The organism is Ohtaekwangia koreensis (assembly GCF_900167975.1).
Lineage (GTDB): Bacteria > Bacteroidota > Bacteroidia > Cytophagales > Cyclobacteriaceae > Ohtaekwangia > Ohtaekwangia koreensis.
In genome coordinates this window covers 1,871,230-1,892,478 of the sequence record NZ_FUZU01000001.1, presented here as the reverse complement: position 1 = coordinate 1,892,478, position 21,249 = coordinate 1,871,230, and the positions used below count along the sequence as shown (strand labels likewise).

Sequence of the window (21,249 nt, the reverse complement as noted above, 5' to 3'; positions counted from 1 at the left end):
ATTGTGGTGTAGCTTTAAAACCCGATGGACGTAGAAATTCTCTCACGCATACAATTCGCATTTACGATTGCTTTTCATTATATCTATCCTCCGCTTAGCATCGGGCTTGGATTAGTAATGGTTTTCATGGAAGGCATGTATCTGCGAACAGGTATAGAAATATACCAGCAGATGACTCGCTTCTGGGTAAAGATCTTTGCATTGATCTTTGGTATAGGTGTAGCAACCGGAATTGTAATGGAGTTCGAGTTCGGAACCAACTGGGCTGTTTACTCACGCTATGTAGGCGATGTATTCGGCAGCGCTCTCGCAGCAGAAGGTATATTTGCTTTTGCACTTGAATCCGGCTTCCTGGGCGTACTTATTTTCGGATGGAACCGTGTTAGTCCAAGGGTACATTTCTTCTCCACGATCATGGTAACACTGGGATCCATGTTCTCTGCCATCTGGATCGTAGTAGCAAACTCGTGGCAACAAACACCAACCGGATATCACATCGTAGGCGAAGGCATGAAAGCACGTGCAGAGATCACTGATTTTTGGGCGATGGTTTTTAACCCGTCATCTGTAGAACGTATTTCACATGTGTGGTCGGGATCTTTTCTCGCAGGAGCTTTCCTTGTCACCAGTGTAAGCGCATGGTATTTATTGAAAGGTAAATATATAGAGTTATCAAAGGCTTCCTTTAAAATTGGTTTGTCAGTAGCCGCGGCAGCATCGTTACTTCAGTTGTTTACCGGCCATCGATCGGCAGATGTTGTAGCACATTATCAACCTGCGAAACTTGCTGCTATAGAAGGTCACTTTGATACGCTCAAACCTGCAGATTTATACCTCTTCGGCTGGGTGAACAAAGAAAAGCAAACTACCACTGGCCTTGCTATACCGGGAGGCTTATCCTATATGATCCACGGGGATGTTGATAAACCTGTACCCGGACTAAACAGTTTCCCTGAAGATGAAAGGCCCGGTGCCGTGAACTTTGTTTTTCAAACGTATCACATTATGATCAGTATCGGCATGGCGCTTATTGCATTGTCGCTATACTCGGTCTTCCTATGGTGGCGCGGAACGCTTTTTGAGAAACGATGGCTGCTGTGGATTTTTGTTTGGGCCGTATTGCTTCCGCAGATTGGCAATCAGGTTGGCTGGTATACCGCAGAAGTAGGAAGACAACCGTGGGTGGTATATGGACTACTCCGAACTTCAGATGCTTTATCGGAAGCTGTTACAGCAAACCAGGTCATGTTCTCGCTCATCATGTTCACACTGGTATATATGTTACTCTTTGCGTTATTTATATACCTGTTGAATAAAAAGATAACGCACGGACCGCTTGATCGTCACGATGATGAACACAGTCCGCGACACATGGAAATGGCGGATTCATTTACACCCGGTACTACACCTGGAAAAATTGAACACACCACGGATAAAGATTAGGAAGTATATAATTCATAACGCATGGAAACATTTGCAGGCATTGATCTCCAAACCTGGTGGTTCCTGGTAATCGGAGCTGTATTTACAGGCTATGCTATCCTGGATGGCTTTGACCTGGGTGCCGGCGCACTCCATTTATTTCTGAACAAAGAAGCCAGCAGGCGAACTGTACTCAACGCCATCGGTCCGGTGTGGGATGGCAATGAAGTATGGCTGGTAATTGGAGGCGGAGCGCTCTTTGCAGGTTTCCCAGAAGTATATGCTTCACTCCTCTCCGCATTCTACATGCCATTCATGATATTCCTGGTGGCACTCATCTTCCGTGCCGTGTCCATTGAATTCAGAAGTAAAGAACCAATGTTGTGGTGGCGCAAAATGTGGGACGTCAGTTATTGTCTCTCCAGTGGACTGCTTGCTTTTCTATTGGGATTCATTCTCGGCAATGTAGCACTAGGCGTACCGTTGGATAAAGATCACATCTATCGCGGAGAATTCGCAGACTTCATCAACCCATATGCGATCATGGTAGGCATCACATCGCTTTCACTTTTTATGATGCATGGCGCCATATACCTGGTGATGAAAACAGAAGATCGCTTGTATGCAAAACTCACCATCATTGTACGGAGAACAACCATATTCTTTGTGATCAGTTGTGTGATCACCTCGTTCTATACATTACTATATATTCCACACCTGGTAGATCAGATTCACAATACCCCCAGCATGTTTATCTTGCCGGTGATCATGATCATGGCCATCGCTAACATTGCGCGCCAGGTAACCAAGCGAAAGTATCTTTTTGCTTTTCTGTCTTCAGCAGTCGTTATCAGTGTACTGCTCATCATCGTATCCCTTGAGCTATATCCTACTATTATTTATTCTCCTGTTAATCCGGAAAATAGCTTGACAGTATATAACTCGGCGTCTTCTTCCAAAACATTGGGCATTATGCTTACCGTGGCTGCGATTGGCGTTCCGCTCGTTGCCGCGTATACCACGTTTGTATTCTGGACCTTTAAAGGCAAAGTTAAACTGGACGAGACCAGCTACTGATTATTCGTGTCTGGGTGACTGGAATTTATTTTGAAATCAACACATTAAGACCACAATTATTAATTTTGCTCCCATGAAAAAGTCAACTATAAATTTCTCAGTCGAGCTGGATCAGAATAATATACCGGATAAGATTCTGTGGGATGCTACTGATAAGCCAGATCCCGGGGTTTCTGAAACAAAATCAATGAGTGTCGCACTTTGGGATCACAAACATAAAAACACACTTCGTATCGATTTATGGACGAAAGACATGCCCGTAAATGAGATGAAGCGTTTCTACGTTGATTGCATTGGCGGATTAGCACAAAGTGCACTGACTGCTACCGGAGACGAATATATTGCCAGTGAAATTAATGCTTTGTGTGACCGTCTCGTAAAACATCTTCAGAACTTAAAAGAGTAGTTTTTAAAATACTCTTCTATAAAAAAGTATCAGGATTTCTCGAAATATATCCTCATTTATACCCTGAAAGGATATTCCTGATGCTTTTTTTATTGGTATAAACACCTCATTTCACCTTCCCGAAGTCCGCCATTTTGCCAATTTAATGTCGTAACAAGCTTTTCAAACGTTTGTTTTTTACAGATTTTTTGTACTTTTCGATAAGAAAGCTCGGTATGCATACCATTTCGGGTTTTCCCTGGAGGACTCATATAATCCCAAAAAACCAAAACCAAATTGTATTTTATGAAAAACTTTTACAAGGCTACGTTGGCAACCATGCTAATGATGCTGTTGTCTGCCACGGTGGTCTTAGCGCAGACAAACATTTCAGGTAAGGTAACGGATGCCATTACAGGTGAAGGACTGGCGGGTGTAAACATCATTGTACGGGGGCGTGTGATCGGCACAGTCTCTGATGCGAATGGTAGTTACTCTTTAAAAGCCAATGATGCTCCTCCCCTCACGCTTGTCTTTTCTTTTGTAGGCTACAAAACGTTTGAAGTAGAAGTCAGCGATGCCAACACTACAGGACTCGATGTAAAACTGGAAGAACAAACTATACTTGGACAGGAAGTAGTTATCTCCGCTTCACGTGTTGAAGAAGGTATACTTCAATCACCGGTATCCATTGAAAAGATGGATATACTCCAGGTACAGGCTACACCATCTGAAAATTATTACAAAGGTCTCATCAATATGAAAGGTCTTGATATGACGCAGAGTAGTATAAACTTTCAAATCGTAAATGCCCGCGGATTCAACTCCACCGGCAATACTCGTTTTGTACAGCTCACCGATGGTATGGACACACAAGCACCAGCCCTTAACTTCCCGATCGGAAATCTAAACGGTCCTTCCGAACTGGATGTTGAGAGCGTTGAATTTTTACCAGGTGCATCTTCTGCGCTATATGGCCCGAACGCATTCAATGGTATACTTCTCGTAAACAGTAAAAGTCCTTTTGAATATCAAGGCATAAGTGCATACGCTAAATTCGGACTCAACCATTTCAATGGCTCTTCCGAAGAGCCTAGCAGTCCGAAGCCGATGTATGAAGCTTCCATTCGTTATGCGAAAGCTTTTAATAATCGCTTTGCTTTTAAAATCAACTTCTCATATTCGAAAGCTGAAGACTGGTACGGAACAAATCATACCGATAAAAACCCGGAACGCACTCCTACCGGATTCTCTAGCAATCCCGGTAAAGATGAAGTACATGGTTTCGGAGATGAAGCCGCTACCAACATTGGGTTACTTGCCTTTAGCAGTGGCTTCCAACAACAAGCTCAGGCGAATGGTTTGCAAGATTATTTAGGAGATCTTCCGAACAACGTAGTATCGAGAACACCCTATAGTGAAAAATACCTGGTTGATTATGGTGCAGAGAATTTGAAAGCCGGTGGCTCATTGCATTATCGCGTAAGTGATAAAGCTGAACTGATATATGCTTTGAATTTTGGTTATGGAACTTCGGTATATACCGGAGCACAACGTTATTCTTTGAACAACTTTGCCATCACACAACATAAACTGGAATTAAAAGGCGACAACTTCTTTCTCCGCGCCTATACTACGCGCGAAAATTCTGGCGATAGCTATATCGCTGACTTGATCGGCTTCCAGGTAAACAATGATTGGAAAAATAATAACACCTGGTTCGGAACATATGGATTAACCTATATGGGAGCGCTCGCACAAGCTGGTTTACAGCCCGGTGATATAAATAATTTACCAGAAGCACAAAGACTTGCTATACAACAAGCAGCCCATCAGGCGGCCAGAAATGCTGCCGACCAGGGACGCGTTCTTCCTGGCACTCCAGAGTTTAATACACTCGCCAATAAGTATAAAGACCTTATTATACCGAATGGTGGCAAGTTCGATGACAACTCAAATTTATATCACGTACAGGGTCAGTATAACTTCAAAAATGAGATCAAATTCATGGACCTGCTTGCAGGTGCAAGTTACAGGTTGTTTGATCTGAACTCTAACGGAACCATCTTCGCAGATGTACCCGGCAATGATATTACCATTTATGAATATGGCGCATACGTACAGGCTGCCAAAAGTTTAGGCAATCTGAAACTGACAGGTTCTGTTCGTTACGATAAGAATGAAAACTTCGAAGGCCAGTTTTCTCCGCGTATATCCGGTGTATATACCGTTGCTGAAAATCACAACTTCAGAGCATCCTTTCAAACAGGTTTCAGAAACCCTACATCGCAGGCGCAGCACATCAACTTAAACGTTGTTTCGGCTCAACTCCTCGGAGGACTTCAGGAATACGCGGATCAATATCAGATCACAAACAATACCTATACTATTGAATCGGTAAATCAGTATATCGGAAATGTACTGGCAGCCGGTACCACAGATGCTATTGTAGATCCGGAAAATATAGCGGTGCTGAGACGATTCGATACTTTCCACGAAGTTAAACCAGAGCAGATCAAATCGTTTGAAGTTGGGTATAAAGGATTAATGGCTCAACAAAAACTGATGTTCGATGTATCGTATTACTATAGTATCTATAACGACTTCGAATACCAGGTACGGGTTAGACGTGCATCAGGTGATGTAAATGCCAATGCTATCAACGCATCAAGCCTTCTGAGTGGTGATAATACCAATACATTCCAGATCTATACCAATGCAACCGAAGAAGTAACGTCACAGGGTGCTTCAGCTGGTCTTACGTATAATTTACCAAAGAGCTTTACGGTATCCGGTAACTATAGCTGGAATGCTTTTGACAAAAAGGAAAATGACAACACTGGTATATACCAGTTTAACACGCCCGAGCATAAAGTAAACCTGACGTTTGCTAATCGCAAGCTGACAGACAAGATTGGGTTTGCGTTGACCTGGAGATGGCAGCAAGCATTCCTGTGGGAATCTTCGTTCGCCAACGGAACAGTACCCGCTGTAAGCACGGTGGACGCACAAGTAAGCTATAAAGTGGCTCCGATCAAATCGGTTATCAAAATTGGTGGTTCAGACATTTTCAACAAGCGATATGTTCTTAACTACGGAGCTCCTACTATAGGTGCTATATATTATATATCCGTAACATTCGACCAAATGTTCAATAAATAAATAGCCATGCTCACCATGATCAAACACAAATAATGATCAACGTAGGCGTCCAACAACAAAAATATAAACACATGAAACTCAACATACTCAAACTCCTTTCGATGGCAGCACTGGTCTGTGGCTGTTCATACGATTTTCCGGAAGCTGACCCCTCTACTTTGCCAACGGCAGGCGAAGCGGATTTCGCAAAGTATATTTCGATCGGTAATTCACTTACTGCAGGCTATATGGACGGAGCATTTTATACCCGTGGGCAAAGTAACTCCTTCCCCTCTATACTGGCGAAACAGTTCGCGCTGGTTGGCGGTGGTGAATTCAACCAACCGGATGTAAATTCAGAAACCGGATGCTATGATATCACCGGAGGATGTAGCAAAGGCAGACTATATTTCGCTTACGACTCAGATGGTGACGCTACCATTGTTAATAAAACCGGTGATGGCGGAGCATCACTTGCCGCCTATAGCGGAAGCAAAACTGCTCTGAATAATTTTGGTGTACCAGGCCTTACCATCCAGGCCGCATTGGCTCCGCAAACCGGAGACAATACATCGCAGTTTTTTAATCCATACTATGCCAGGTTCGCTTCGAATCCGGGAACATCAACTCCTATCGGTGATGCGTCCGCAGCACTTGCCAATGGCGGAACATTCTTCTCATTCTGGCTTGGTAACAACGATGCTATACTATATGCTATAAATGGAGGTGATCCTGCGAAAGCAACACTTACATCAGTCGTTAATTTTCAAGCAGCGTTCAATGCCGGTCTTACTACGGTACTGGATGCGAATGCTACTGCAAAGGGAATCGTAGGAAATATACCCGATGTAACTTCCATAGCATACTTCCATACTGTGGGCTGGAATGTTGTTGAATTTGAAGCCGGTGATCCCGTTGCTGAAGGAACAATACAATTGCTCAATAGTAATTTTGCAGGCTTTAATAATGCCCTCGATGCTATAGTTGCTTACCTCGGACACAATGCTGCTGATGCTGCCCGCAGAAAAGTTTCATATTCCACCGGTGCAAATCCAATCCTGATTGCCGATGAATCATTAACGGATCTCTCTGCTGAATTTGACATGCTGAAAGATGCCGGTGCTATCACTGCGCAACAACGTGCCGCGTTAACTCCTTATGTTCAGGCAAGACCAGCGACTGATGATGATCTGATCACGCTGTCGGCTTCAACTGTTATAGGAACCGGTGTTGGTGGAAGCCCCACTATAATTTATGGTGTGAGTTATCCTTTACCGGATATGTATGTCTTAGTTCCCACTGAGATTGAAGAGATTAAAGAACGCGTTGATACCTTTAACGATATCATAGAAGCCGGAGTCGCTGCCCATAGCGATCGGCTTGCGTTGATCGATGCGTACTCAATTTTCACAGATCTTAAAACGAATGGTGCATCTATTAATGGTATAGGATTGAATGCATCGCTTCAACCTCCTTATGCATTCTTCTCGGCAGATGGCATACATCCCAACGGCCGCGGTGCAGCATACATGGCTAACAAAATGATCACGATTATCAATACTAAATTCAATGCACGGGTTCCATTAACAAATCCGAACGATTACCCAGGAAACGATTTACCGGCAACGAATTAACTTACACTCGATACTATAAAGATATTCATTAACCTAAACCGAAAAGGGCTGCTCCAGGGCAGCCTTTTTTTATGCGTTACGTTTACTATATATACCTAAATATACCCTGCCGCTTTATAGGCTACTACGCCCGCCCACTCCTTAAACAATTTATGCCATACATGAAGTGCATCGATCTTGGGAACGATAAAAGAATCGAGGTAATACTCGCGGGGATGTGAATAAAAATCAGCTGTAAAAGGCTGCAAGTTCAGTCCTACTTTTTTATAGCATGCTAATGATCGCCTCATGTGGAATGCAGAGGTAATCAATAAACAATCTTCAGATCTATACTGTAAAGAATCCAGCATCTTCACTACTTGCTGTGCAGACTCGGCAGTGTTGCGTGTTTCATTCTCGATCATGATATCCGCAGAATCAACACCCATCATGATCATCGCGCGTTGAAATTTATTCGCTTCAGGTTCATCCTCACCAAACAGCCTCCCCGTTCCGCCACTGATCAGTATCTTTTCAATCAACTTTAATTTATATAGTTGAACCGTATGTGTTACACGATCAGCACCCCGGCTAAAGTAAACGCGATCGTTGGGTTCAAGTCCAGCGATTGTAGTTCCGGTTAATACAATACCAAGTTTATGAGGAGTCATATCCTTAAAAGCCACCGTTTCAATTTCCCATGCATGTATAGCTTCATTCGCCAGAAAATCATTCGAGAACAAGATCAACAGAATTACACCACTATATAAGAACCGTTTTTTCCATTTCGGATTTTTCAAAACAATGGAAAGCACCAACAAAATCAGGATTATCGTCAGTGGCAGTACCAGGTAATTAAGTGTTTTTGAAAGGAAGAAAAACATGCAGATCTATTTGGGTTCGAGATTCACTAACAAAACCAAAGGTATAAAAAACATTAAAGCCACATAAACGTGGAACGTGCCGATGCCATATCTCCCGCAGACCTCACAGATTACCGCAGACGAAATACAAGATTGTATTTAAAAATCTGCGTCAATCTGCGCACTCAGCGGGAGTTTGCATTTGTATCTATAGGAGTTTTCTCTGATCCCGGAATACATTCCCGCAGACCTCACAGACTACCGCAGACGAAATACAAAGATTGTATTTAAAAATCTGCGTCAATCTGCGGGAGTTTGCATTTATATCTATAGGAGTTCTCTCTCATACCGGAATACATTCCCGCAGACCTCACAGACTACCGCAGACGAAATACAAGATTGTATTTAAAAATCTGCGCTACAAATCCTTTACCCCTTCCGATATAAAGGATTGGATATATTGCTAAACCCATCAATAATCCTTCGCAGCACATCAAAGTATAATGTTAATACCAGTACCAATGTCATGGACCAAATCACACCGGTATTGAAATAAAAGGTATCAATATTCTGGTTCAGGAAGTGCTTGCGAGGCATATAGAATTGTGCATTGAAATCTATAGCATGCTCAGGATCCGGTTCCTTATATATAGGATATATCTTTTGAATAAGCTTTCCGTCTTGTTCAATGATCCTGTGCGTTTCAGATGTATTCTTTACTAACTCAGTAATTGCATCGTTGTGGTACATCTCACGGTAACGACTAAAAGCAGCTTCCTTCTCGGGCGTACTGGTGAGATTGAAGATTTTCTTTTCACGTTGTTGATCCGCACGGTTATACAATTTTATATAATAATGCTTGAGGTTTACAAGGTATCCCGACACTTCGTTATATACGGCTGAATCAAATTTCGACAGCGTAAGGCCGTTGATAGATTTCAGAGATTGACCTGTCGATTCAAGCTCTTGTGAAATTTCGCTTTTCATTAACGCAAGATTATTCACAACCTTCTCTTTGATGTGAGGATCAGTTGCCTGGTAGTTGTTGATCACATACTGAAGTCTGCTTTCCAGCTCGGGTATAAAATATACCTTCCTATAATCTGCGCTCGCCATGGCACGATCGTAGGCGTAGAACTCACGCTCAAAACTATTGTCCTTAAACTGCGACACCATCGCTGCTTCAAAGGCCCAGCGTGATGCCATCAGATCGCCCACCAGGGGTACCGTTGCAGTATTACCAATCGTAGGATTCAGCTTATCAAATTTCACCACTACTCCACTCAATATCAATTGTGGAATAATAAGCAGCGGTATCAGTATATAGATGGTAACCGCAGAATTAAACCCGGATGATATATTGAGTCCCAGTAAATTCGCAAAGCATGAGGTGGTGAATAGGATAAACCAATGGTGGAATAGCATTCCTTTGATCTCCAGCACATAGTTACCAACCAATACAAACATGAGCGTCTGTATAGCGGAGAGCATGAAGAGGATCGAGATCTTCGACAAAATATAGCTACTTCTGCTCAGGTGCAGAAAGGCTTCACGTTTCAGGATTTTTCGATCGCGAATAATTTCCTCAGCGCTTACCGTGAGCCCCATGAAGAGTGCTACGATGACGCTCATGAAGAGGTATGCCGGTATATTTAAATTCTTTCCGAATACATAGACTGTATTAGCAGAGTCATCTTCATTAAAGTAGCGTACGATGAAGGCGAGTATAAACGCCAGTACGGGCGCTTCTAATAAATTGATGATCATATACTGGCGGTTGTGAAGCTTAGCCTGTATATCACGCATCGCGAACAAAAAGGATTGCTTCAATCGCGTTGGAATACGCAATGTCGAATGTGGAACTTCCTTGGAAGTCTCGACTGAGAATGTACGATAGTTCTGCTTATATATAGCGTTCCATTGCTCGGCGGATATTTTGCGTTCGTTGGTAAAATGGCCGTATTCATTGATCACTTTCGTTTCAATGATATTAAAGATCTGCTCCGGATTTACGTTTCCGCAGTCATGACATTCGCCTTCTTCACTGTTCACCAGGTTGATGCTTTTCTTAAAATATACTACGGCATCTACCGGGTTTCCATAGTATATCTGGTAGCCACCGGTATCGAGGATCAGCAGTTTGTCGAACATCTTAAAAATGTCCGAAGAAGGCTGATGGATTACTGCAAAGACAAGCTTTCCTTTTAATGAAAGTTCTTTCAGCAAGTCTATAATATTTTCTGAATCGCGGGATGAGAGACCACTTGTGGGCTCATCACAAAATAATACAGCAGGCTCACGCAGTAGTTCAAGCCCTATATTTAGCCGTTTACGTTGCCCTCCACTAATCGTCTTGCGCAACGGAGACCCTACCTTCAGATCTTTTGTTTCCTCCAAACCAAGATCCTCCAATACTTTTAGCACAAGTTTATTAATTTCTTCTTCTGATTTATTGCTGAAGCAAAGTCGCGCGGCATAGTACATATTTTCATATACCGTGAGGTCTTCTATGAGAAGATCATCCTGTGGCACAAAACCGATCACGCCTTCGATTCTTTTCGGATCCGTGTGTATATCTATACCGTTGATGAGTACCTGGCCTTGTGATGGTTTCTCAGAACCGTTCAATACATGGAGAAGCGTTGATTTACCGGCACCGCTGGCGCCCATCAATGCAATCAGGTTACCGGATTCTTCCGCGAGTTGTACATCGCGTAAGCCCAGCCTTCCATTTTTGAATTTGAAATTAATTCCCTTCCCTTCAAATGATAATCTCGGAAAGTCACCAAATTTTTTAAAGCGGTTCAACAGATCGCCATAGTATACCGGTTCATCTTTTTCCCAACGCAGCATACTTCCTACTGCCAGCACGGCAATCTTTCCACTCTTCACAGGCACACCGTTCAGGTATACATCCGAGCCGCCAAGGTATTTTATAAAGTATATTTCAACCTGTTCTATATATACAATAGCCACAAAGCCATCCAGTTCTTTCCTGCGCAGGTGATGTGCTTTTTTCAGCGATCCTTCGGGTGCCGCATCGATTATCAAAAAATGATCATGGTCGAGTTGAGATGCATTCTTTCCTAATACAAATTTCTTAATAGCATCTATTTCAGTTTGCGATACCTTGAAGTTTGCACCAATCGCATTTACCAATTCTTCTTCACGCGGTGTGATCTGCTCATCGGCTTGCACGATGGTGAGCAGTTCCAGAAGGATAACGACTTTTTGTTTCTGCGTTAGCTCAAGGTTAACCTCCGAACAAAGTTTCTCAATGCGTTTTAAGGTTGCGCTTAGCTCCTCCGTGGCAGGCGGCAATGCCTGCACATAGTCATCGAATTTCGCGGTATAGGTATCAACAGCTGAACGACTCAAATGATCTTGCAGGAAGTTTCTGATCTGGTCGCGCTCCTGGTGGGTAACTTGGTCTTCTTTCGCAACTACTGCGAACAACCGCAGGATAGCTTTGAGTAGAGGTTCACTCATAAAACTGAATTACATGAATCTAAATATAATGAAAGATGCAGGAGTAAAAGAAAAAGGACTGGCTTTGTGAACCAGTCCTTTTCAATATTTCTTACATAAATGGTAAGCTTATTCGGTAATGTTTTTACGAAGCTTCTCTACTACCTTTGTTACTTCTTCAAGGTTCTTGTCAGATAATACAAGATCTCCGCGATTATTCTTGATCTGCTCTTCTATATTCAATGAAGCATATGCTTTTTCAAGTGCAGTAAGATCGGCAACTAATGTTGTTACTGGCTCAGTCTGTTCAACAGTCTGTAACATTTTCAGCAACTCGCTTACCGATTTCTTCTGCTGAAGTATAATGCGCATCAGTGGCGTTAACACCTGGATACGGTTATCTTCCGGTAACAGATTTTTAGGATAAGTCTTGATAAGGCCTGTTGATATATATAGGCCTTCGATAAAGCTACCGGCAACTACCAGTGAAGAAAGCTTGTTACGGCTATCATCTTTCAGGAAGTTTTCAGTTCTCTTAATAGTCTTATCAAGCAAATGCGTTAATGAATCCTTGTTACCAATGTTAGCTTCAAATTTCTGAAGGATCTCAGCATCGAAAGAACCGATCACACCTAAATTATCTGCCAGTGTCTTACAAGCATTTAGATAATCGATTGCTTCCTGTGTCTTATCATATGAAGTCAGGTATCCGATATCAGCAGCATAAACGCCCAAGTTAAGAGCAGCCTTGTCCGTACGGGAAGCATACTGATCAACTTTTGTACGGGAATTCACGAGGCTCTCGTTAAATTCTGCACCCGTTGCCTGAAGAAGGTATGGAATTTCTGATGGTGAAGGTATATTATAAACAACTTCTTCTATTTGCTGTTTAAGACTATCCTCCGCTGCCTGAAAATCAGCAGCATTTTTATCTTTATCGCTGGACGATGATCCGCATGAAGCTAACCCAACGGCCAGCACTACGCATAAACAGAAGTAAGTGAGACGATTCAATTTCATATGTGAAGCTTAGGTTTTGAGTTCCAAGTTTAACACATTTTTCATGTGTATGAAAATTAATTTTGAAGGATGGCAGGTAATTTTTTCATCCTTCGGTTACTTTTTAGTAAGTTTAATTATGCACATTGTAAAAATGTTATGGCAAGATTAGTTGATAAAACACTCCTGATAGACGACAGCGATATCGACCTGTTCATTCAGCGGAGATTCCTCGAAGTGTACAACTTCTCGAACCAACTTGTACTCTACAAGTCAGCAAATGAAGCACTTGACTGGCTGAAAAACATGAATGGCGAACCTGCTCCAGACATCATCTTCCTGGACCTGAACATGCCTGAAACGGATGGCTTCTCTTTCCTGAAAACATTCATGGACCTACCCGAAAAGGTAACATCAAAATCACGGATCGTTGTGCTGACAAGCTCAAACAATATGAAAGACCGTGACCTTGTATTTGAAAACAAGAATGTGATCCAATACATCACCAAGCCGTTGAAGCAAACTGATATTGAAGATCTCAAAAAACTGATCAATCAGAATTAGTAAGCGAGACTCAGTTGTCCAACCAGTCTTTAAACTCCTGCACGCGTTCACGTGCTACAATAATATCATTGTCCTGCGAGCCTTTTAAAACCAGCTTCAGCCGACTGTTGGTATGGCTTATTATATCCTGTATCGCGTTGGCCGCGATGCAATACTTCCGGTTTATTCTGAAAAACCGTGCAGGATCCAGCATCTCTTCCAATTGCTCTAATGTATAGTCAAGGATCAGGTTACGATTATCTGATGTGCAGCAAAATGTAGTCTTGTCCTGGCTATAGAAGTAAAGTATATTTTCGACCTCTACAGTTTTTAAATGCTCCCCTACCTTGATGACAAAACGTGACTTATGTTTTTTTGTCAGCATCTGAATGGTTTGCTCGATGTTACTGAGCAACGATTTGGTATCCGGTTCCTGCCGTGTTAACGTCTTGAACTTTACAAAGGCAGCAGCGAGTTCATCCTTGTCCACTGGCTTCAGTATATAATCGATGCTGTTTACCTTGAAGGCTTTCAACGCGTATTCATCATAGGCTGTCGTAAAAATTACAGGTGACTTAATGGTACATTGCTCAAAGATCATAAAGCTGATACCATCCGCCAGTTGGATGTCCATAAAGATCAAGTCAGGAGCCGGGTTGTTCTGCAACCAGTGTACTGCCCGCTTCACGGTGTCAATCTTATTTACTATAGTCACCGATGGTTCCATGCTTTTTACAAGCGTCTCCAACCGTTGTGCTGCCTGCGGCTCGTCCTCTACTATCAGTACATTCATGCTTGAACGGGAATAACAGGAAGCTTCACTATAAATTTTTCATTTTGAATGACCTCTACTTTTGTGTTGCTCAAAAATTCATATCGCTTGCAAATGTTATTAAGACCTATACCTGTTGAATCGTCATTGAACCCCATTTTCTTTTGCAGATTATTTTCCACCACAATAAAATTACCGGAAGTATATACGCTGATGGCAAGCGGATTTTCTTCTGAAACTATATTATGTTTGATCGCATTTTCAATCAGCATTTGCAATACAAGCGGAGCCACCATACTTTTCACGCCTTCCAGCTGAATATTAAGTTTAAGCTTATCGGCAAACCGTATCTGTTGCAAGAATAAATAAGACGACAGAAACTTCAGCTCTTCTTCCAGCGGCACAACTTCGCGGTCGCGTGTGTCCAACACATAACGGTATACTTCTGAAAGTTGCTTAATGAACTTGGCAGCTTTATCCTGATCTTCATATACTACATTGGTGAGTACATTCAATGTATTAAACAGAAAGTGAGGATTGATCTGACTCTTCAGACTTTCATAGTGTGCTGCTATATTTTCCTTCTGCAGGCGCTCCGCATCAATGGCGACCTGGCGCCAGTTAATTAAAAATTCTCTTCCGTGCATAAACAAGGAAATTATAATCGTAATAAGAATAGAGTACCCGGTGCTATAGTTTATGGCTACTTTCATGCTCCACGAGTACAAAGCGATGATGCCATACATAGCGGCCAACGAGTATATAATTGTAACAACGAGCCCAACTACAAAGCGCGTCATTGGAAATTTAATCCACGACCATTTCCAGGATATAAAATCGGCTAAATAGGAATTGCCTTTCCAAAGCGCTACCCACATCAAAGCATTCAATGAACCAATCTTCCAGAAACGTGGTGAATTAAAAGTGCATTCATTACATCCCAACCCTGTCCATGCAAACAGCATCCCGAGGATGATCAGAACAACAACACTTTTCATTTCCTTAATAACCAGACTCCGGTTGATGGCCATAGCAATGCGTGCGTTACTTTATAATAGTAACCCAACCCCTAACGTAATAAGACCTGCTGCCAATAGCAACGCGCCGAAGTAAATTAAAGCAATGAGTTTATTCGGTCGCGTGGCATCTTTGTCCATCGCTGAAAAGAAAAATCCTCCCGAGATCAGCAACGCTGACGTTGGAACGGATGCTCTTGCAAACCAGGTGAGTTGCAACGGTAGGGCTGTATGGTCTGCCAGCAATTGACAGATCAACGACAAGATGACGATAACACCTGCATGCGCATGGCCTGCCCGGAACATCGCTTTCTGAAAGCCATTAAGCTCAACTTTCCTGAGATTGCCCGACAATACATTCAACAAAAAATATCCTCCATACTCTATGGAGGGAATCGTAATCAGAATCACTCCACACATCAATTTTGATTCGGCTGTCATACTATAAATGTTTATAAATTAAGCTTTGAGTTTCGAGCCTTTAGCCTCTAACCGTATTCCGAAGAAGTAAGTCCACCAGATAAAGAACAGCTGAAGTGGTACGCGAAAGAACAAGTATATAGGTCCGTTCTCCATCCCTCCCAGTTCTACCCGTTTCAGAGAGCCAATGATGTTCGCAGGCAAAATGCATACTAAGAAAATGATCAGCATGATACTGGTAAATTTAGCCGTGCGATCTATCACCAAACCAACCGCTGCCAGTAATTCAACAACACCCGTAAAATATACCAGTCCCTCTTTATAAGGGAAGAAATCCGGCATTGATTGCATCATTACTTCGGTTTTAAAGAAATGCGCAGAGCCGGTCATCATCAACATCAACGCCAGGGAAACCCGCCCGATAATACTCATGGAGAATTTCCCCTTGACGATATACCGGTTACCCAACCAGAACAAAAAATACGAACCAATCAATACAATTAAAGGTGCCATAGTCTATAAAAATTGGATACCAACATTGATCGCTATATATAGTTTTGGAGCCTTGAATGATGAGGCTGCTTATTTACATTTCCCCTTCATCCCGTCTGCCATTTGTTTTCCCCACTGTGGCGCGAGCGGATTTTCGGATTTGAATGTAGTAAATTTCTCTATTGCATTGTTCGCGGTTGCGCATGCCTCTGCTGTAGAGGAGCCAAAGAACTGGGCTGTGCCATATTGCATTTGTGCTAACAATGCCAGGGCGCGCGGATTATTAGGATTGATCTCAACAGCTTTATTCAGAACCTGTATGGAAAGCCCTGCAAATTGCTGACCTCGTGATGCCGGGTCTACAGAAACACGAATCATATATATAAAACCTTCAAGTGCTATAACTTCAGATTCATTTGGAACAATCTCTTTCGCCTTACTCAACGCTGTGGTAGCCTGGTCGAGGTACGCATCTTTCTTCGCGCCATCTTTTTCCTGATTGCTCATCATGATATAGCCGAAGGATGCATAATAGAATGGCTCCCATTTTGTTTTCTCCGCTGCTCCGATACGCTCAAAGGCATTGACAGCAGTTTGATAATCGGGGATGCTTTGCGCTGTATATACCGCTTGTATATTCTTTTGCATGGCCTCCGTGTACTTATCGTCATTGGCAAATACAGCATTGGACAATAGGATAATCACTACCGCAATCAGAACCGGGATGATGTTTAATGTTTTCATTTTTTAGGTTGTTTTAAATTTTAAGGATCGTTTAAAGGATATACTATATGATTTGCACCGATGCTGTTACAGGCTCGGCAATTGATTCACCGATTTATCTTTTGATAGCGTAATGAAGATGCCCAGGAAAAGAAATCGTGGTGCAGCCTGGCGAACGGGACGGCTGTTGTATATACCGTTCGCGTTTTGTTCCGTGCTATATTCGTAACCGAAGATGTTATCTCTGCCCAATAAATTGGTACACGACAGGTAAACGATCAGATACGGTTTGGGCAGGTAACTCCAGTTAAAACTCAGGTCGCTATATACTGGTGTCTTGCCGTTATTAAATTTACCGGCATTGGGATTATTGTACGGACGGCCTGAGGTATAGGAATAGGTAAATCCTAATTGGCTATTGATGGCTTGTACAAAGTATTTATATACTGCAGAGAAATTATGCTTCGAAGCAAATGTAGGGGTTGCTTTGTATGGATAGTTCAGATAGTCGCGTTTGGTATCGAGAAACGAGTACGAGATCCAATAGTCCGTATTGCGCAGCGAGCGGTTATCGCGCCAGAACAATTCAATTCCTTTCGCATATCCGTTACCAGCGTTATTTAGTATAGATGCATCGTTATTTACATACTTCACGAGGTCATCATACTTTTTATAGTAAGTCTCAATGCGAAACGTGCGATTGTTTTCGATCCGCTGGTAGTTCAGAATAAAATGCTCGGCTTTCTCAGGATCCAACGTGGTGTTTACACGCACGAGTTCATTTTTAGCAGTCTGGCGAAATTTACCATAAGCAAATGACACCTGGCTTGACGTCCCTGTTTTATAGGCCAGTGAAATACGTGGATCAACTGAGAACTGATCCATTAAGTTGTTGTATTCGAAACGTGCTCCGGCCCGGGTGACAAACTTGTTGCTGGTATATATATCGGCTTCTGCAAACCCGGCAGCGATCACTTCATCAAAGGCACGGGTCAGGTTACTGCCATCATCAAACGTGAACTGCTGATTGTACGTCCGTTGAATCAGCTCCACTCCTGTTTTCAATTCTACTTTATCGGACAACGATCCTTCAAAAACTGTTTTTGCATGAACACCCTTTTCTGTTTCTACAATATTATCGTCATCTACCATCGCGTCATTCTCCTGATACGTATAAGATACACCGCCCCGCACGATCCAGTTGTCGTTCAATGCTTCTTTATAAAATCCGTTGAGGTAACGATAATTATTGGTGAGGTCATAGAGAAATTTTGAATTATAGTCATCGATGCTATGCTGGTATATAGAGTAATTGGCGTGATTGAAATTTCCATATACTTTCAACATTCCATCTTTACCAACCTGTTGACGGAAGGCACCGCTTCCCTCGATCGAAACCGGAGGCTTCTCCCAATCGATCTCCTGGTTGATCAGCCCGAAGTATGGACGAATATTGGTATACTGAATCTTGCCGATAATCGAACCGCGCTCCCACGCCTGTGTATGCGTGATGTCACCACCTACAGAAAGTATACCTATATCTGTGCGCGTCATCTCCGCTTTATCTTTTGAATCCAACGCCAGCGCGGATGAAAGAGCCTGCCCGTATTCTGCAGAATATCCACCGGTACTAAAGCTTGTACCCTTAAACATAAATGGCAGAAAACGACCACGTGAAGGTGTGTTGGGTGCAGAAGGACTATAAGCATCGAGCACAAGCAAACCATCAATGAAGGTCTTTGCTTCTGTGCCATCGCCTCCGCGCACAAACAGTCTTCCGCTCTCGCCTACTTTTTGTGTACCTGGCAATGTATTCAAGGCACCTGCTATATCTGCAGTAGCGCCTGCTGTGGTGGCTATATCTACCGCTTTGAAAACAGTTCTTCGCGATTCATCACTGGCGGCAAACGCTCCGGCTGTGATCATAACCGCTTCAAGCTCATTGATCATTTCTTCCAGCTGAACAGTGACAGTAACCGGCTTGCCTTCAAGCACTACTTCATGCTGGGAGTCTTTATAGCCTACAAATTTCACAAGCAGAATTTTGGTGCCGGTTTCTGTAGTCGTGAACTCAAAGTTACCTTCCGTATCGGAGCTTGTGCCATCATAGGTATCGACCAGGATTACATTGGCCAATGGTATACCGGCACCACGTTCGTCCACAACCTTGCCGGAAATTTTAGTTTGCGCATAGCCCGTGAGTGCGATGAATGTTAACAGAATGCTGTAGAGTATTTTCATAGAGGGATCTTATATTCGATTACAGGGTAAAGATTGGCGGAGTGAAGAGCTTTTTAAAAAATGAGTTACTGAACTGTAAAACCATCAGGACGAACTGTTAAAAGCTCATCCTGAAAAAAAATTACTTTAGCAGTGCTTCGATCTTGGATATATAGGTATCCGGATTTACTTTCATCGCCTCCAGGTGTCCACCCTGATATACCCAGAATTCTTTTTGTCCGGTAGCGTTATTATATACCACCTCAGCACCTGCGATGGGAACTTCTTTGTCTTCTTTGCTGTGAACGATCAGCTTGGGAGCAGCAACTGATTTGATATCTTCTTTAGCAGTATAAGGCGATACCAGGTATTGCTTGATCATAGCATGTTGTTCTGCCGGAGCATAGGCCAAGGCTATATCTGTAAATGAAGTCATGGGGCCATCCAGCACGAGTGCTTGAACTTTATCAGCGTTGTCTTTGGCAAGTTTGGTTGCGATCTGCGTGCCGATGGAAGCTCCGAAAAGGATCAGCTTTGTATTTTTTACTTCCTTACGGCTGATGAGGTAATCAAATACAAATTGTCCGTCCCTGGCAATGTTCAGGTGAGTCGGCTTGCCGGTAGATTTACCGTATCCGCGAAAGTCGATCATAAAAACCTGGAAGCCTTTATCTACTAACGGCTTGGTCATGAAGGCATAGCTGGTAACATTACCACCGGCTCCATGCAAAAATAATATAGTGGCTTTGGGAGTACCGACAGGTTTCAGGAAAATTCCACTGAGCTTTACGGTATCCGTGGTGAGGGTAACTTCTTCAAATGATATACCTTCCATCGGTTTCCAGGCGGTAACCGGATAGTAAAATTTATCATCGAACTGCGCGAACGCAAAAGAAAAGTTCAGGAATGTTACCAGCAGAAGCAAAGCGAATGATTTCATATGGGATGTGATTTTGTTTTGGTCATGTGAATTATGAACCAAAAATTCACCTTCCATCCCGCTTCTTCAAAAAGGCTTTACTGAACTGTAGAACATCCCTGATGAACTGTAACTTCCCATTCTTCAACCGGGAAGCTCAAGGTATCGTTACGATGATCTTGCCCGGAGTTTTATTCCCTTCAAAAACTTTAAAGGCCGTCATATAGTCGTTATATATACCTGCAATCACCGGTCGTACAGGATTAACTTCCAAAAATTTAACAAACTGTTCAAGGTCTTCACGACTGCCTGTTGTATAGGCACGCAAGGTGATGTTTCGTCTGATTACACTCACAAGGTCTATCGATGTTTGTGTATCTTCTAAAAATCCGATCAACGCCACCTGGCCATTTATAGCCGTTGCAAAAACAGACTGCTGCACCGAAGTACCTCCGGCCACATCGATCACCAGATCGACACCACGTCCTTGTGTCAGATCAAGAACCTGCTTATACCAGTCTGGCGTTGTTTTATAGTTGATGATTTTATCCGCGCCAAGCTGTTTTAAAAATTCTTCATTCTCAGTTTTCCCAGTCGTTACGATGGTTTGAAAGCCCATGCGCTTGGCCAGTTGCAGTGCATATAGCGATACACCACCTGTTCCCTGGATCAATATTGAATCGCCAGGCTGAATGCCGGATTGTGTGAGCACCCGAAAAGCTGTTAGCCCGGCCGTTGGAACAGTGGCCGCTTCCTCCAATGAAAGTGTAGTCGGTGCCTTGGCCAAACTCTGTTCATGAAAGGAAGTGTACTCCGAAAAAACACCATCAACCGATGCTCCCAATTGCAGTGAAGCCTTATAGGCATCAAACTTTCCTCCATACCAACGCTGACGCAACAAGCTGATCACGGTATCGCCAGTAGCAAAACGTGTTACTTTACTTCCTGTACGTTCAACAATACCGACCGCATCCGATCCAAGAATTACGGGTAGTGGTTTCACAAGCGGATAGCGACCCGTAATAAAAGCGTAGTCACGATAATTGATCGCAGTAGCTTTGATGCGTACCAGCACATCGTAATCACCTATAGCGGGCATTGGTGTTTCTTTCCATTCTATTCCCTGCAGGGAACCGGGCGTTGTTAATTGTAATGCTTTCATAGTATAAATAGATT

Annotated in this window: 17 protein-coding genes; 6 read left to right on the top strand and 11 right to left on the bottom strand. The window is 42.9% G+C overall.

The window, feature by feature from the left end:
• Positions 1 to 24: 24 nt before the first annotated feature.
• From B5Y40_RS07835 to B5Y40_RS07815, 5 genes are all read left to right on the top strand, one after another.
• Positions 25 to 1,443, top strand: a complete 1,419-nt coding sequence (locus B5Y40_RS07835) for a cytochrome ubiquinol oxidase subunit I (RefSeq protein WP_079686135.1) — start codon at positions 25 to 27, stop codon at positions 1,441 to 1,443.
• Positions 1,444 to 1,464: 21 nt separating this feature from the next.
• Entirely contained in the window at positions 1,465 to 2,499 is a 1,035-nt protein-coding gene (cydB, locus tag B5Y40_RS07830) for a cytochrome d ubiquinol oxidase subunit II (RefSeq protein ID WP_079686134.1), read from the top strand.
• Between the two features lie 73 nt (positions 2,500 to 2,572).
• Positions 2,573 to 2,905 (top strand): gliding motility protein GldC, encoded by a 333-nt coding sequence (gldC, locus tag B5Y40_RS07825; RefSeq protein ID WP_079686132.1) that lies wholly within the window; start codon positions 2,573 to 2,575, stop codon positions 2,903 to 2,905.
• A 285-nt stretch (positions 2,906 to 3,190) separates the two neighbouring features.
• Positions 3,191 to 6,046: a TonB-dependent receptor gene (locus B5Y40_RS07820; RefSeq protein ID WP_079686130.1), complete on the top strand. Its 2,856-nt coding sequence runs from the start codon at positions 3,191 to 3,193 to the stop codon at positions 6,044 to 6,046.
• Positions 6,047 to 6,117: 71 nt separating this feature from the next.
• Positions 6,118 to 7,659: a hypothetical protein gene (locus tag B5Y40_RS07815; RefSeq protein WP_079686129.1), complete on the top strand. Its 1,542-nt coding sequence runs from the start codon at positions 6,118 to 6,120 to the stop codon at positions 7,657 to 7,659.
• A 95-nt stretch (positions 7,660 to 7,754) separates the two neighbouring features.
• Here B5Y40_RS07815 and B5Y40_RS07810 read toward each other — a convergent pair whose 3' ends face one another.
• The 3 genes from B5Y40_RS07810 to B5Y40_RS07800 form a co-directional block, all read right to left on the bottom strand.
• A complete protein-coding gene (locus B5Y40_RS07810; protein ID WP_079686128.1) occupies positions 7,755 to 8,522 on the bottom strand; it encodes a YdcF family protein in 768 nt (255 codons plus the stop codon).
• 408 nt (positions 8,523 to 8,930) lie between these two features.
• Positions 8,931 to 11,990 carry an ATP-binding cassette domain-containing protein gene (locus B5Y40_RS07805; protein ID WP_079686126.1) on the bottom strand — a complete coding sequence of 1,020 codons (3,060 nt, stop codon included), beginning with the start codon at positions 11,988 to 11,990 and terminating at the stop codon, positions 8,931 to 8,933.
• A gap of 108 nt (positions 11,991 to 12,098) precedes the next feature.
• A complete protein-coding gene (locus B5Y40_RS07800) occupies positions 12,099 to 12,989 on the bottom strand; it encodes a hypothetical protein (RefSeq protein ID WP_143785651.1) in 891 nt (296 codons plus the stop codon).
• Positions 12,990 to 13,127: 138 nt separating this feature from the next.
• Here B5Y40_RS07800 and B5Y40_RS07795 point away from each other — a divergent pair, with 138 nt between their 5' ends.
• Positions 13,128 to 13,532, top strand: a complete 405-nt coding sequence (locus tag B5Y40_RS07795; protein ID WP_159453628.1) for a response regulator — start codon at positions 13,128 to 13,130, stop codon at positions 13,530 to 13,532.
• A 10-nt stretch (positions 13,533 to 13,542) separates the two neighbouring features.
• On the opposite strand, the gene B5Y40_RS07790 is transcribed toward B5Y40_RS07795, so the two are convergent.
• The 8 genes from B5Y40_RS07790 to B5Y40_RS07755 all read right to left on the bottom strand — a co-directional run bounded on the left by B5Y40_RS07790 (position 13,543) and on the right by B5Y40_RS07755 (position 21,235).
• Entirely contained in the window at positions 13,543 to 14,304 is a 762-nt protein-coding gene (locus B5Y40_RS07790; RefSeq protein WP_079686120.1) for a LytR/AlgR family response regulator transcription factor, read from the bottom strand.
• The gene (locus B5Y40_RS07785) at positions 14,301 to 15,314 is read right to left on the bottom strand and encodes a sensor histidine kinase (RefSeq protein ID WP_079686118.1); all 1,014 of its coding nucleotides are present in this window, start codon (positions 15,312 to 15,314) and stop codon (positions 14,301 to 14,303) included. The genes B5Y40_RS07790 and B5Y40_RS07785 overlap by 4 nt, the downstream gene beginning before the upstream one ends.
• A gap of 18 nt (positions 15,315 to 15,332) precedes the next feature.
• Positions 15,333 to 15,740 (bottom strand): hypothetical protein, encoded by a 408-nt coding sequence (locus B5Y40_RS07780; RefSeq protein WP_079686117.1) that lies wholly within the window; start codon positions 15,738 to 15,740, stop codon positions 15,333 to 15,335.
• Positions 15,741 to 15,758: 18 nt separating this feature from the next.
• On the bottom strand, positions 15,759 to 16,232 hold the full coding sequence (locus tag B5Y40_RS07775) for a DoxX family protein (protein WP_079686115.1): 474 nt from the start codon (positions 16,230 to 16,232) through the stop codon (positions 15,759 to 15,761).
• A 69-nt stretch (positions 16,233 to 16,301) separates the two neighbouring features.
• Entirely contained in the window at positions 16,302 to 16,955 is a 654-nt protein-coding gene (locus B5Y40_RS07770) for a tetratricopeptide repeat protein (RefSeq protein ID WP_079686114.1), read from the bottom strand.
• Positions 16,956 to 17,021: 66 nt separating this feature from the next.
• The gene (locus tag B5Y40_RS07765) at positions 17,022 to 19,175 is read right to left on the bottom strand and encodes a TonB-dependent receptor (protein ID WP_079686112.1); all 2,154 of its coding nucleotides are present in this window, start codon (positions 19,173 to 19,175) and stop codon (positions 17,022 to 17,024) included.
• 121 nt (positions 19,176 to 19,296) lie between these two features.
• On the bottom strand, positions 19,297 to 20,094 hold the full coding sequence (locus B5Y40_RS07760; RefSeq protein ID WP_079687116.1) for an alpha/beta hydrolase: 798 nt from the start codon (positions 20,092 to 20,094) through the stop codon (positions 19,297 to 19,299).
• A gap of 136 nt (positions 20,095 to 20,230) precedes the next feature.
• On the bottom strand, positions 20,231 to 21,235 hold the full coding sequence (locus B5Y40_RS07755; RefSeq protein WP_079686111.1) for a zinc-dependent alcohol dehydrogenase family protein: 1,005 nt from the start codon (positions 21,233 to 21,235) through the stop codon (positions 20,231 to 20,233).
• Positions 21,236 to 21,249: the final 14 nt, after the last annotated feature.

Bases quoted from the DNA above. Each gene is read 5' to 3' on its own strand.
- gldC (WP_079686132.1), top strand. From the start codon at position 2,573: ATGAAAAAGTCAACTATAAATTTCTCAGTCGAGCTGGATCAGAATAAT.
- B5Y40_RS07790 (WP_079686120.1), bottom strand. From the start codon at position 14,304: ATGAATGTACTGATAGTAGAGGACGAGCCGCAGGCAGCACAACGGTTG.
- B5Y40_RS07760 (WP_079687116.1), bottom strand. From the start codon at position 20,094: ATGAAATCATTCGCTTTGCTTCTGCTGGTAACATTCCTGAACTTTTCT.
- B5Y40_RS07805 (WP_079686126.1), bottom strand. From the start codon at position 11,990: ATGAGTGAACCTCTACTCAAAGCTATCCTGCGGTTGTTCGCAGTAGTT.
- B5Y40_RS07810 (WP_079686128.1), bottom strand. From the start codon at position 8,522: ATGTTTTTCTTCCTTTCAAAAACACTTAATTACCTGGTACTGCCACTG.
- B5Y40_RS07770 (WP_079686114.1), bottom strand. From the start codon at position 16,955: ATGAAAACATTAAACATCATCCCGGTTCTGATTGCGGTAGTGATTATC.
- B5Y40_RS07785 (WP_079686118.1), bottom strand. From the start codon at position 15,314: ATGGCCATCAACCGGAGTCTGGTTATTAAGGAAATGAAAAGTGTTGTT.
- B5Y40_RS07820 (WP_079686130.1), top strand. From the start codon at position 3,191: ATGAAAAACTTTTACAAGGCTACGTTGGCAACCATGCTAATGATGCTG.
- B5Y40_RS07795 (WP_159453628.1), top strand. From the start codon at position 13,128: ATGGCAAGATTAGTTGATAAAACACTCCTGATAGACGACAGCGATATC.
- B5Y40_RS07755 (WP_079686111.1), bottom strand. From the start codon at position 21,235: ATGAAAGCATTACAATTAACAACGCCCGGTTCCCTGCAGGGAATAGAA.
- B5Y40_RS07775 (WP_079686115.1), bottom strand. From the start codon at position 16,232: ATGGCACCTTTAATTGTATTGATTGGTTCGTATTTTTTGTTCTGGTTG.
- B5Y40_RS07765 (WP_079686112.1), bottom strand. From the start codon at position 19,175: ATGAAAATACTCTACAGCATTCTGTTAACATTCATCGCACTCACGGGC.
- B5Y40_RS07835 (WP_079686135.1), top strand. From the start codon at position 25: ATGGACGTAGAAATTCTCTCACGCATACAATTCGCATTTACGATTGCT.
- cydB (WP_079686134.1), top strand. From the start codon at position 1,465: ATGGAAACATTTGCAGGCATTGATCTCCAAACCTGGTGGTTCCTGGTA.
- B5Y40_RS07800 (WP_143785651.1), bottom strand. From the start codon at position 12,989: ATGAAATTGAATCGTCTCACTTACTTCTGTTTATGCGTAGTGCTGGCC.
- B5Y40_RS07815 (WP_079686129.1), top strand. From the start codon at position 6,118: ATGAAACTCAACATACTCAAACTCCTTTCGATGGCAGCACTGGTCTGT.
- B5Y40_RS07780 (WP_079686117.1), bottom strand. From the start codon at position 15,740: ATGACAGCCGAATCAAAATTGATGTGTGGAGTGATTCTGATTACGATT.